The organism is Bradyrhizobium diazoefficiens, assembly GCF_016612535.1.
In the GTDB taxonomy this organism is placed as follows: Bacteria; Pseudomonadota; Alphaproteobacteria; order Rhizobiales; family Xanthobacteraceae; genus Bradyrhizobium; species Bradyrhizobium diazoefficiens_C.
Map to the genome: position 1 here is coordinate 53,438 of NZ_JAENXS010000006.1, position 10,499 is coordinate 63,936.

14 protein-coding genes and 1 pseudogene are annotated in these 10,499 nt (G+C 59.0%); 3 read left to right on the forward strand and 12 right to left on the reverse strand.

Going from position 1 to position 10,499, the window contains the following annotated elements; all coding sequences use genetic code 11:
* Positions 1–36: 36 nt before the first annotated feature.
* From JJE66_RS36295 to JJE66_RS36345, 11 genes are all read right to left on the reverse strand, one after another.
* On the reverse strand, positions 37–1,074 hold the full coding sequence (locus JJE66_RS36295) for an EscU/YscU/HrcU family type III secretion system export apparatus switch protein (RefSeq protein WP_200520590.1): 1,038 nt from the start codon (positions 1,072–1,074) through the stop codon (positions 37–39).
* Positions 1,071–1,892: a type III secretion system export apparatus subunit SctT gene (gene sctT, locus JJE66_RS36300; RefSeq protein WP_200520591.1), complete on the reverse strand. Its 822-nt coding sequence runs from the start codon at positions 1,890–1,892 to the stop codon at positions 1,071–1,073. The genes JJE66_RS36295 and sctT overlap by 4 nt, the downstream gene beginning before the upstream one ends.
* An 11-nt stretch (positions 1,893–1,903) precedes the next feature.
* The gene (locus JJE66_RS36305; RefSeq protein ID WP_200298458.1) at positions 1,904–2,179 is read right to left on the reverse strand and encodes an EscS/YscS/HrcS family type III secretion system export apparatus protein; all 276 of its coding nucleotides are present in this window, start codon (positions 2,177–2,179) and stop codon (positions 1,904–1,906) included.
* Between the two features lie 2 nt (positions 2,180–2,181).
* Positions 2,182–2,847: a type III secretion system export apparatus subunit SctR gene (gene sctR / locus JJE66_RS36310; RefSeq protein ID WP_200298457.1), complete on the reverse strand. Its 666-nt coding sequence runs from the start codon at positions 2,845–2,847 to the stop codon at positions 2,182–2,184.
* The gene (sctQ, locus tag JJE66_RS36315) at positions 2,840–3,952 is read right to left on the reverse strand and encodes a type III secretion system cytoplasmic ring protein SctQ (RefSeq protein ID WP_200520592.1); all 1,113 of its coding nucleotides are present in this window, start codon (positions 3,950–3,952) and stop codon (positions 2,840–2,842) included. The genes sctR and sctQ overlap by 8 nt, the downstream gene beginning before the upstream one ends.
* Entirely contained in the window at positions 3,952–4,380 is a 429-nt protein-coding gene (locus JJE66_RS36320) for a hypothetical protein (protein ID WP_409362867.1), read from the reverse strand. The genes sctQ and JJE66_RS36320 overlap by 1 nt, the downstream gene beginning before the upstream one ends.
* A 74-nt stretch (positions 4,381–4,454) precedes the next feature.
* Positions 4,455–5,765 (reverse strand): type III secretion system ATPase SctN, encoded by a 1,311-nt coding sequence (gene sctN / locus JJE66_RS36325; protein WP_200520594.1) that lies wholly within the window; start codon positions 5,763–5,765, stop codon positions 4,455–4,457.
* A gap of 44 nt (positions 5,766–5,809) precedes the next feature.
* Entirely contained in the window at positions 5,810–6,433 is a 624-nt protein-coding gene (sctL, locus tag JJE66_RS36330) for a type III secretion system stator protein SctL (protein ID WP_200520595.1), read from the reverse strand.
* Complete coding sequence (locus tag JJE66_RS36335; protein ID WP_311980270.1) at positions 6,430–6,888, reverse strand: nodulation protein NolU; 459 nt, start codon at positions 6,886–6,888, stop codon at positions 6,430–6,432. The genes sctL and JJE66_RS36335 overlap by 4 nt, the downstream gene beginning before the upstream one ends.
* 181 nt (positions 6,889–7,069) lie before the next feature.
* Positions 7,070–7,936 (reverse strand): type III secretion system inner membrane ring lipoprotein SctJ, encoded by an 867-nt coding sequence (sctJ, locus tag JJE66_RS36340; protein ID WP_200520597.1) that lies wholly within the window; start codon positions 7,934–7,936, stop codon positions 7,070–7,072.
* Positions 7,937–7,945: 9 nt separating this feature from the next.
* Positions 7,946–8,455 (reverse strand): nodulation protein NolB, encoded by a 510-nt coding sequence (locus tag JJE66_RS36345; RefSeq protein WP_200520598.1) that lies wholly within the window; start codon positions 8,453–8,455, stop codon positions 7,946–7,948.
* Between the two features lie 194 nt (positions 8,456–8,649).
* Here JJE66_RS36345 and JJE66_RS36350 point away from each other — a divergent pair, with 194 nt between their 5' ends.
* The 3 genes and pseudogenes from JJE66_RS36350 to JJE66_RS38335 all read left to right on the forward strand — a co-directional run.
* The gene (locus JJE66_RS36350; protein WP_200520599.1) at positions 8,650–9,345 is read left to right on the forward strand and encodes a nodulation protein NolW; all 696 of its coding nucleotides are present in this window, start codon (positions 8,650–8,652) and stop codon (positions 9,343–9,345) included.
* Positions 9,346–9,631: 286 nt separating this feature from the next.
* Positions 9,632–9,820, forward strand: coding sequence for a hypothetical protein (locus tag JJE66_RS36355; protein ID WP_200520600.1), 189 nt, complete (start codon positions 9,632–9,634; stop codon positions 9,818–9,820).
* A gap of 93 nt (positions 9,821–9,913) precedes the next feature.
* A pseudogene (locus JJE66_RS38335) lies at positions 9,914–10,130 on the forward strand (transposase); the annotation flags it as partial.
* A gap of 183 nt (positions 10,131–10,313) precedes the next feature.
* Here JJE66_RS38335 and JJE66_RS36365 read toward each other — a convergent pair.
* A complete protein-coding gene (locus JJE66_RS36365; protein ID WP_200520602.1) occupies positions 10,314–10,490 on the reverse strand; it encodes a hypothetical protein in 177 nt (58 codons plus the stop codon).
* Positions 10,491–10,499 lie beyond the last annotated feature (9 nt).

A 10,499-nucleotide genomic window follows, 5' to 3' on the forward strand; every position in this document is an offset into this window, starting at 1 on the left:
CTTCCTTAGGTCAGGCGATGCCATTCACAACATGATCTAGACCTGACCGGCGGCAAGGAGAGCTCTTGCGACGGGCTCGAAATGCTGAGCGGGAATGGGATTACCGAGCTTTGCACTGTAGATCAGCTCACGGACCACGGCGTCGTCAGCGACAATGCTGATACGGAGAGCCCGCGCTTCATCACAGAGCCGTGAAGCGGCTTCGCCTTCGCCGCGGCAAACCACGACAGGCACGCCGGTTTCGCCACGGACGTAGCGTACGCCGACCACCCCCTCCTGCCCAGTCAAGATCAATGTTGCGCGATGCACCCCGAGCGGAGCCTCGCGCGCCTGCTCCCGGCGGAGACGACGGTGCTCCCGTTTCACCTCGGGGTTACCTTGCTGCTCCTTGAGCTCCCGCTTTGCCTCGCTCTCGGTCATGCGCATGCTGCGCAAGAACAACCAGCGCTGGATGAGAAGATCGATCAATCCACCGATGAGAAGCGCACCGCAGGCAATTGCGATCAACAGTTTTATTTCCATGAAGACGAAGCCGAAGCAGCCCATGCCGCAAATCGGCAGATAGACCAGCGTTTTCCATGCGCCAACCACGACGAAGAAAAAGATCGCACCCAGGCTGACGGCCTTGAGCAGGGTCTTCCCAAGCTCGACTAGGGAACGCATGGAGGCGATGCGCTTCAATCCCTGAATGGGATCAATGTTCTCGAATCTGAGCTTTGTCGGTTCGAAGGAGAATATTATCCCACCATTGGCCAAAACTGTGGTCAGAATTGCCGCGACGACAATAGCCGCGAGGAACGGGCCAACAATTCCCAGAGCTAGTTCGGGCAAGACTCCGAGCGCCAGCTGGACCGCAACATCAAACGGTTTATCCAGCAGCTTGTCGGTGAGCATGAGCGCTTGGTGGCACTTGTCCTCGATGGAATTGGCTTTTAACCAGAGATAGCCGAGACCTGCGCACGTGCTGACCGCTCTCACTAAATCGGTGCTGCGCGCAACCTGTCCTCTTCTGCGCGCATCCTTTAGCTTCTTGTCAGAGGGGGCGAGCGTTTTCTCTTCGCTCGTGTCACTCATTTCGCTCGTCTTTCAATCTTCTCCAACTCGCGGCTCGACCGCTTGATCTCCGATTGCATGTATTCGATGAGATAGACGGTGTAGGTGACCATGACGATCGCAAAGCCGATATTCTTGATCGTCAAAGACAGGTCCCTCGGGTTGAATTGCGGCGCAAAACGCTGGAGTAAGATCGCTGATATGTCGACGAGCAACAAAAACGCCACCACAGGCCCAGACACCAATATTGTGGCACGTATGATGCTGTCGATCAGGCCGAATAATTCAATGGTCCCTTGCAAGCTCAGCGCGGGCCTGAACTGATACACAGGCAAGATCAGATAGCTGCCGTAAAGTCCGCTGACCATCGTCTGCAGGCCTCCCGATAGTACGAAAATGGTGATTGCCGTGATACCGAGAAACAGTCCTGTCGCCGAAGCCTGACTGCGCGTGGCGGGATCGGCGGGCGCGACCACGCTGGTGATGCCTCGTTGGGTATCAATCAGTTCGCCGACAGCCTGGATGCTCCATAGCGGAATGCTGAGCAGGGCACCGATCACAAGGCCGACACACGCCTCCTTCAAACCCAGTAGCGTGATCCTGATCAGACGTGTGTCCGGGTCTAACGCCTTCAGGCCGTCGGCGATGTACGCTAAGTACGGGAGTTCGACCGCGACGGCCAGGCAGCCGCGGATCAGTCCGCCGATCTGCGAACGCGTAAATACAGGAAAAACGAGCATAATGCCCGCGGGGCGGGCCGCACCAAGGCCAGCAGCAACGACGAGCTCGACGGCCGCCCGGATCAGGCTTTGAGTCTCGGCGCTTGACAAGTCAGTCATCGCGACAATTGCTAGTAACCCGCCGTGAGTGCGGGAAAATCAGTGAAGATCTGCTTGGCTTGTTCGATGAGTGGCGCGCTCAGCACCGGAGAAAACAAAGCGATAACCGCAACAACGACCAGAAGCTTCACAGTCAATGGCAAAGTCTGGTCCTGGAGCTGCGTTGCCGCCTGGATGATACCGATAACGGTTTCGGCAACCGCCGCTGCAATGAGTGGAGGCAGCACCCAGATCATGAACAGCACGAGCGATCGGCTCATGTGAACGAGAATCGTTGTTTCGTCCATACTCACCCCCCGGGTGTTGTGTAGCTCAACACCAGGCCGTGCATCAGACGCGACCAGCCATCAATGGCCACGAATAGAAAGAGCTTGAAAGGGACAGATATGACTGTCGGCGACACCATCGACATGCCCATGGCCATCAGGATCGTCGTTACGATCAGATCGATCGTAATAAACGGCAGATAGAGTAAAAACCCGATTTCGAAGGCGCGCTTGAGTTCAGAGATGAGAAAAGACGGAACGAGAATGACAAAGTCATCAGCTGTGGCTCTGCCACGCATCTCCTCCGGCCAGACACGTTCGGTCGAGGACAGGAAGAAGCCGCGCTGATCCTCGTTGGTGAACTTCTTGAGATAGCCTCGCAGCGGCTCCTGCCCCTCTTTTGCTGCGCTTACCCAATCGTCGAGCGTCTGATAGCGGAGCTGCAGATCGGCGATTCGATCGTAGCTCTGCTCAAAGATGGGGGCGCTCGTGAAAGCGGTGAGAATCAATGCCGCGCCGTATAAAACGATATTCGGCGGTATCGACTGGGTCCCAAGAGCATTGCGAACGAGGAAGAGAACGACAGATACCTTTACGAACGCCGTGGTCGTGACCACCGCGAAGAGCAACAAGCCGAGCCCAGCCGTGACCGCAAGAAGCGCCAGGATTGCTGGTTGAACCTCAGTCATGGCCCGCTAACCTGCCACGAAGCCTGATCCCGAGTTCGTCACCAATACGTACGATGTCACCACTGCCGATACATCGGCCGTTTGCAACGATATCGACCGGGCCATCGACTGGCCGGCGAAGTTCGAACACATGTCCTTCGCCGATACTGCTCAATGCTCCCAATGTGATTGGCCAGCGGCCGCATTCGAAAACGAGCGACACTTCGATATCGTCGAGATCGGCCTCCAAGGGGGGATGCTGCTGTTCGGGCGGTGTTGTCATATGTGTATGCTCCAGACGTCGCGGTACCGAGCGAAATGGCCCCCGCAGGATCAGGCTATTGCCGGCGACATCCGCCAGGGTCCATAACCGGCCCGTGGTGAGGGTGATCTCACCCCGGGCCAATGGCATGACGTCCGGCAACAACGCGTCGCCTGCAGTTGCCTTGCGAAGAAGCGAGGCCGTCGCGCGGAGCGCCCCCACTTCTCCTGCAACTATGATGGGAAGCTCTTTGGAAAGCTTGCGTGTTTCTCGCGGCAATCCATCGAAGAGCTCGCCCAAGGCATAGAACGACGGCGGTATCGGTCCATCAAGCGGCGAAAACAGAAACAGTCGGCCTTTGCTCCGTACCGGACCGTAGATGATGCCGAATTCAATATAAGGCCCGATGGTCTCGGCCTTTCCAACTTGAAGAAGTTGGAGCTGCTGCTGAAGCTGCTTTTCTAGACGAGCCAGCAAAGGTTCGAGTGCAAGTTCCAGAAGCAGCGAACGAATTGGCTCTGAAGGCAACGCCAGGCCGCTCTGTACTGCCGAGATAAACGCCTCGGCAAGTGCATGGGGTATCGACAAAACGATCGTTTCGTCTCCGACGCCCCAAACGCAATCGAGCATCGATATAGCCGAAGGTTCGCTCTGCCAGACAAGTCGTTCCAATCGCACCGACAGCGGCTTGTCGCCAAGCCTAATCTGCAGAGGCGTGCGGGGTGCGGCGATGCTATTGAGCCAGGAGACGACGTTATGAGTCAGAATGAGTGACGGCTCGTAGGTCCCGTATTCGTCCGCAGGATCCGCGCAAGGCGCGTCTGCAAGACGGCAGGTTTGTGATGCAAAGGAACTAGCGCTCATCAGATTGAACCGTCTGCCGCTCGTGGGGCAAAGCCCGTCCGAAACAAGACTTCGTCATCGGCCTCTATCTCGGCTCTCACTTCCGCATGGGTGTCGGCCGCCCGCCGGACGTCTGTCTCGATCTGCCGCCATTTATCGGTCGCCGCGGAACATTTGGCCCAGTGCGTCCGCCGTTCGGAGGCCGCTGTCTCGGCCTGCTCTTGAGCGACACGCGCGTCCTCAAACGCCTGGCGTTTCGACGTGACCTCGAGCGCGAGCCTCTCAACGATGAGCTCGCAACGATCGAGTTCAACGACGGACACCGTACCGGACGATGTCAGCTGCTGGTAAATCTCCGCCTGCGCCTTTACGCGACGTTCCTCTGCAACTGCAAGTGCTCGCGCTGCGCGCTCCGCGGCCAAGGTCTCAAACCGGCATTTCGCCTCCATACTGGACAACTCAGTCCGAGCCCCGCGCTCACGTATTTCCTTGACGTGCCGCAGTCTCGAAACGTGAATGCAAGTCACGCGGTCAGACGGCACATCCATGTGACGGTTTCTTCAAAACTGGACGCGTCGTTTTCGTCCTGGCGCAAGAACTTGCGCAAATCATTGATAGAGGCGATAGCCCGGTCTGTCAGCGGATCGCTGCCTTGCTTGTATTCGCCGATCTTAATCAAAAATTCGGCCTCTGCGTGGCGTGAGAGCAGATCGCGGAAGAACGCCGCCGCCTTACGATGTGGTGCAGATACGACGGCATCCATGACGCGGCTGCGACTCGACAGCACATCGATAGCGGGGAAATGCGCCCGCGCCGCGATCGAGCCAGAGAGAACGATGTGACCATCGAGAATGCCGCGCGTTTCCTCGGCGATTGGATCGCCCGTACCCTCACCTTCTACAAGCACGGTATAGAAAGCTGTAATCGAGCCGCGCTCATCCATGCCCGCACGCTCCAGCAAGCCCGGTAGCATGGCAAAGACAGAAGGAGGAAAGCCCCGCCGGGTTGGGGGCTCACCCGCAGCAAGCCCGATTTCGCGCATCGCGCGGCTAAAGCGCGTCAATGAATCCATCAGTAGAACGACGCGCAGGCCTTGTTCACGAAAATATTCGGCGAGCGCGGTTGCCATATAGGCACATTGCGCCCGTTCCGTCGCCGAGCGATCGGAGGTCTCAACGACGACGACCGTGCGGCGAAGGGTTGCCTCCCCAAGATGCCGCTCGATGAATTCACGCACCTCGCGGCCACGTTCGCCTATGAGGGCAACCACAATCACGTCGGCGATGGCGCCCTTTACGATCTGTGCCAACAGGGTCGACTTGCCGCAACCAGGCTCTCCATATATTCCGATCCGCTGGCCCTCGCCGCACGTCAGAAGACCGTCCAAGACGCGGACGCCGAGTGGCAAGGGCCGCTCGATGATGCGCCGCGTCATTGGGTTTGGAGCATGGCCGCGCAGCGGACGAGTCTCTGCGGCCTTGACTGCGCCTTTGCCATCGAGAGCACAGCCGAAGCTGTCGATCACCCGGCCAAGCAAATCGGGCCCGACCGGCGCTTCATGCATTCGTCCGGTAGCGACGACTTCTGCGCGACCGGACATGCCCAACAGGTCACCGATCGGCGTCAGCAACACGCCATCCGGCAATAGACCGATCACCTCGGCCTCAAGCGAGACTCCGGTGCGCGGATCCTGGACCACACAAAGCTCTCCGATGCGAGCATCGGGCAAGACCGCATGGAGCAGCGTGCCGACCGCGCGCGTGATCCGCCCACGTACGGCACGCGTGTCGACATGCCCTGCTATCGACCGCAGACGCGATAGCGCCGCGTGCATACTTCGCTCGCCATCGGCATTGCCATGATTTTCTCCCCGCGTTGTCACAGTTCGTCTGCCTCAGCCGGCAACCCAAGCCCGAGACGGAGCGCGCGGAGCTGGGCGGCAAGCCCGAGATCGACATTGCCGAAGTCGCTCCGCAGCACGCATTCACGCAGCGACAGCGCCGGGTCTGCAACAATTCGAAGCCTCGGCCGACCCTCCCGTCCGTCGCAAGCAGCAAACTCGCGCACAAGCTCATCGACATTCGCAGGCGACACATGAAGCGACAATTCCGCCCCGCCATATTTTCGCAGGATCGCGTGACGAACCGTCCTCACCAACATCTCGCCGGGATCGAAAGCGCCCAGCAGATTGGTAACGATCTCCATCACGAGCTGTGGCAACTCCTGCTCTAGAACGGTGCTTCTCCGTGCCACTTCCGAGGTCGCCTGCGCGACCAGTTGCGCCATTTCCTCGGCCCCGGCCGCCACCCCCTCGGCACGGCCGCGCGCCCGCTCCAGCTGGTAAGCTCTGCGGGCCCAGCCGCGAACGCGCTGCAGATGCCGCTCTGCTGCCGCTCGCGCCTCGACGGCCTGTTGCCAGATCTCGAGATCGCTTGCTTCTATGATCGACCCAAGCGGGCGCATCTGCGGTGCCAAGGGCGGCGCGGAATGGTCGGCTGTCATAGCACCTCACCTTCCGCCGCCAAATGAGCCACAACCAAGGAAAACACTTGGTCTGCGGATCGGCGATGTTCGGTTGCTGGATGATCGGCGGCCGTTCCGACCGCTAAACGTAGAAGCACGCGGCTGCGATCAAGCACCGGCTTTTCGTCGAGCCATGCGCCGAGACAGGCATGTCCATCTTTATCGATCTCCTGCGCGAGTTGTTGTGGATCGGCAATGATACTGGTTGAAACCGCATGCGCTGCATGTCGGATACCGAAAGCCTGCGCTTCGGCACCGACACGCCCGATCAGCACGCCGACATCCTGCTTTGAGATCAGTTTTATCAGCGAACGGGCATGCCAAATACCGCCGGCAAGCAGAGCGGCCCACTGCGGATCATGTCCGAGCAGAAGGTCTGGGCCCGAGACAAGCCCCTTCAGATCCAGTTCATTGTCAAGCAGCAGCCCTACCATCCTTATCTGCAGCCTGGGGCTCTTCTGCAGCCGTACCCACGTCGCAGCCGATAGGCTCGCGTCAACACGTGCGGCAAGACGGGTCGGATGAATTGAGGCAGCAAGCTCGCCAACACTGACCGTAGGCGGTCGGGGACGCCGCTCGGCCGACGACTTCGCTGGGTCCATGTCGAATACTACGCTAGGCCGCATTAGGCTTAATCGCTTTGCGTACGACCTCAATAAGGGACGCCGCCGAACGTACGCCAACTGTAGCTGGTTTGGGCGATGATTGGCTGCGCGGCCGTACACGAGCGCTCAGCAAGATGTAGGACAGCACGCCGAATACCAAGCCACCGAGACCCGTTCCAAGCGCAAGCAATGGGGTTGAAACGATTCCTGGCGCTTGGGCGAATGCCGTCGCCGGCGCAGGCCGCTGCTCGAGGGCAGGCCGCTCGACCGATGCAAACACCACAGCCACCTTGTCGTAGGAGAGGCCCTCGATGCTGTTGGCAACGAGCATCTTGATCTGCGGCTGCAGGATTGAGAGATCGGCCTTGGAGTCATGCCGGATGAAAACCGACGCCGAAGATGGCGTGGCGTCCCGTCGCAACAGGTCGTTCTTCGGCAGAACAACATGGACGCGTGCCGAGAGGACGCCGTCGATGTCGCTGATCGTGCGCGACAACTCCTCGCTCAAGGCATAAACGTAACGGGCGCGCTCCTCGGTCGGCGAAGCAATCAGGCCGGTGCCGCTGAACACCTCGCCGAGACTCTTGAAAGTGTGGTGCGGCAGGCCCTCGCTATTCAGCAGGTCGATGGAAAAGGCAATCTGGCTCTGTTCAACCTGGATCGTGCTGGTCCCGTCTTTGGCCGCAACGCGAGCCGAATCGACCCCGTTCCTAAGGAGGACCGCAAGCATCTCATTCGCCTCGCGCTCCTGAACTTTGGTATAGAGATCAGCTTTGCAACCAATAAGGAGCAGAAGGAGCGGCAGCAGAGCTAGGGCGCGAAACCGCTTCTTGGACGGACGACCATGGCCTCCTTCATGATAGATTGAACCAATCATTCGGCCCACTCAGCCCGCCGATATCAGCTTGTTCAGAGACGAACTGACGCTGCCCATCCCATTCGAAATGAGCGTGACCTGAATGACGCTGTCAGACACATCTTTCAGATTCGCCATCATTGCCTCGAAGTTGTCGACGCTTTGAGGAGCGTTCGACAGACGTGTTTCCGACGCGCCCGGTTGTCGTAAGAGCGGCTGCGACGCCGGCCCAGGCACCACAGCCTTCGAAAGTGAGGTTCCACCGCCAGCCACGACGTGAGGCGCTGGATTGATCCGATATAGCGAGGACAGATTCTGGAGGATGCGCTCGCCCAGCGGACTGGCTTGCGTTGTTGCCGGCGAAACTTCGGCTATGGGAGCAACAGGCGGTACGTCTGGCACTTGGGGCGCAACGGCTTGAAACGAAGCCGTCTGTAACAGTGTCTGTTCGAACCGGAGCTGCTCGCCGACCGCTGGTGACGTGCAGGTCTTGGACAAACCTTCGGTTAGATTATGTGAAATCGGCGCAGGGCCTAGCATTATCGTGGAGGACCTTGCTCTCTTGGAGATGTGATGAGACCGGCCGTTCAAGAACTCATTGGCAGCCGCTGTCCTAGAGAGGCGAGCTGACGACAAGCTGACGAGTTTGTCTGATCCAGTGCCATCTAAAGATCACGTTTTGGCTCCAAGTTTCGTGGATTCACTCCCGTCGGCAAACTTCAAGAGAGCCGTAAATGCGCATCCGGTCCATGATCCTGTGCGTCTCGAACGCCGTTCTGTGTGCCGGGGCTTTCATTGCGACCGGAATACAGATAGCGCTCGGCGCTCCCCTGTTGCTACCTTCGACGCCTTATCGCTATTTGGTTGTGGAACAGGAGCTCCCTATCGCGCTGCAGGAATTCGGCAACAATCTCGATATCAGAGTCAGCATCAGCGCCGAGGTGAAGGGACGGATTCGCGGGCGCATGCCGGATCTGGCACCGCGCGAATTCCTTGATCGTCTCACCAACCTCTACAATCTTCAGTGGTACTACGATGGACTCGTGCTTTACGTGTCTGCCGCAAAGGAAGCGCAAACTCGTCTGCTCCTGCTGGGCCCGATCAGCTTCGAGACGTTCACGGCGGCCCTCGATGCGCTCAACATCTCCGACGAGCGGTACATCCTGAGGCCGGCGCCTGGAAATGGCCTCATCCTGGCGTCCGGTCCACCACGCTTCATCGCACTCGTGGATGAGACGCTCAATGGGTTGGTGGCGCAGGCGCAAGCGCGACCACGCGCTGTCGAGACGCCATCGCGGGAGTCTGTGCTGATGTTATTTCGCGGTTCCTCGGAGACGATTGTTCGGGGCGGACGACCAGAAGCCCCCTCTTCTTTCGACACCCCGCGCCAGGATGGCGTCACGTCTATCCATGCGCCGGGCCAGAGATGATAAAATCGTTGTCCAATTCCTGCAGTGCTCTCCATGACGGGATAGACCTGGACTTCGCACAGTCTCGATCTCGTCAAGGAGCTTGCGGCACTCGGCGAGGTCCGGCGCGTCTGTTGCGCTTGCCAAAGATCCGTGGCGAACAGCGACGTGGTGCCATGAGCCCAAATCTCCATTGGAAACGCAATTGAAGAAATGCGCGGCCTCTAAGAGGCCGCATTCCGTGTGATAAGCAGTCCTTGAAAGCGTGAGCGTATGGCAGCGCACCAGAGGTGAGAGGAGGATTTCGATGTTCGAGGCTAAAGACTATCGCGTGTGTTGCCACCACTTCGTCACGCCGACCGATCGCGTTGTGTATCCGGCGCAGGAGCCCTTACTGACCTACTCTGACGCTCTCCGGCACGTACAGGCCGAGCGGGAAAAGGGCCATATGGTGGCCTGGGTCATCGACCGCGCCGGAGCATGCGCAACCAGATGAGACGGGTGTTCGAACGCATTCGTCGGACATTGACCTGCCACTGACTGTTTCCTCCAGAAAGCGTTGGAGCCGGGCCCGAAGAAGGACAGATAGATAAAGCGAACAAGGTTCAAGAAAGAGCAGATTGTCGCGGTCTTGAAAGGAGCATGAGACTGCGCGAGGACGGCCTGACCTGGCTTGCAAGCATGGGATCTCCGAAGCGACGATCGATAATTGAAAGGCCGAATTCGGCGGCATCGACGTTTCCGAGACGAAGCGGCTGAGGGCCTTGGAAGAGGAGAACGCGAAGCTGAAGAAGCTTCTGGCCGAGTAGATGCTCGACGCGGCCGCCCTTGGCGAACTGCTGCAAAAATGGTAGGGCACCGCCAAGCGCGCTGCTGTCGCGCATCTGCAGGCTACATGAGCCTGTAAGACATTGACGACGACTGTCTCAAGCGTCTCATGCAAGCGCTTCTGCGTCGAAATGGCCGTGCACGACGCGGAGGGATGTTTCTTACGCGCTGGTTGACGAGGCGTGGCCACCATCGGCTGCACTTGCGCCTCGATCGACAGCAACGGCAGGCGAAGCATTGCGATCCGCGCTGTGCGAGCCTGCCGACGTCCGGTTGGCATCGACATCAAAGGCGCAATTATCGCGTGCAAGATCTACCGAATTGAGCGGCACGATCATTGTGCCGAT

Excerpts from the sequence above, each read along its gene's own strand:
- JJE66_RS36295 (WP_200520590.1), bottom strand. The coding sequence starts at position 1,074 with ATGAGTGACACGAGCGAAGAGAAAACGCTCGCCCCCTCTGACAAGAAG.
- sctT (WP_200520591.1), bottom strand. The coding sequence starts at position 1,892 with ATGACTGACTTGTCAAGCGCCGAGACTCAAAGCCTGATCCGGGCGGCC.
- JJE66_RS36305 (WP_200298458.1), bottom strand. The coding sequence starts at position 2,179 with ATGGACGAAACAACGATTCTCGTTCACATGAGCCGATCGCTCGTGCTG.
- sctR (WP_200298457.1), bottom strand. The coding sequence starts at position 2,847 with ATGACTGAGGTTCAACCAGCAATCCTGGCGCTTCTTGCGGTCACGGCT.
- sctQ (WP_200520592.1), bottom strand. The coding sequence starts at position 3,952 with ATGAGCGCTAGTTCCTTTGCATCACAAACCTGCCGTCTTGCAGACGCG.
- JJE66_RS36320 (WP_409362867.1), bottom strand. The coding sequence starts at position 4,380 with ATGGAGGCGAAATGCCGGTTTGAGACCTTGGCCGCGGAGCGCGCAGCG.
- sctN (WP_200520594.1), bottom strand. The coding sequence starts at position 5,765 with ATGCACGCGGCGCTATCGCGTCTGCGGTCGATAGCAGGGCATGTCGAC.
- sctL (WP_200520595.1), bottom strand. The coding sequence starts at position 6,433 with ATGACAGCCGACCATTCCGCGCCGCCCTTGGCACCGCAGATGCGCCCG.
- JJE66_RS36335 (WP_311980270.1), bottom strand. The coding sequence starts at position 6,888 with ATGGTAGGGCTGCTGCTTGACAATGAACTGGATCTGAAGGGGCTTGTC.
- sctJ (WP_200520597.1), bottom strand. The coding sequence starts at position 7,936 with ATGATTGGTTCAATCTATCATGAAGGAGGCCATGGTCGTCCGTCCAAG.
- JJE66_RS36345 (WP_200520598.1), bottom strand. The coding sequence starts at position 8,455 with ATGCTAGGCCCTGCGCCGATTTCACATAATCTAACCGAAGGTTTGTCC.
- JJE66_RS36350 (WP_200520599.1), top strand. The coding sequence starts at position 8,650 with ATGCGCATCCGGTCCATGATCCTGTGCGTCTCGAACGCCGTTCTGTGT.
- JJE66_RS36355 (WP_200520600.1), top strand. The coding sequence starts at position 9,632 with ATGTTCGAGGCTAAAGACTATCGCGTGTGTTGCCACCACTTCGTCACG.
- JJE66_RS36365 (WP_200520602.1), bottom strand. The coding sequence starts at position 10,490 with ATGATCGTGCCGCTCAATTCGGTAGATCTTGCACGCGATAATTGCGCC.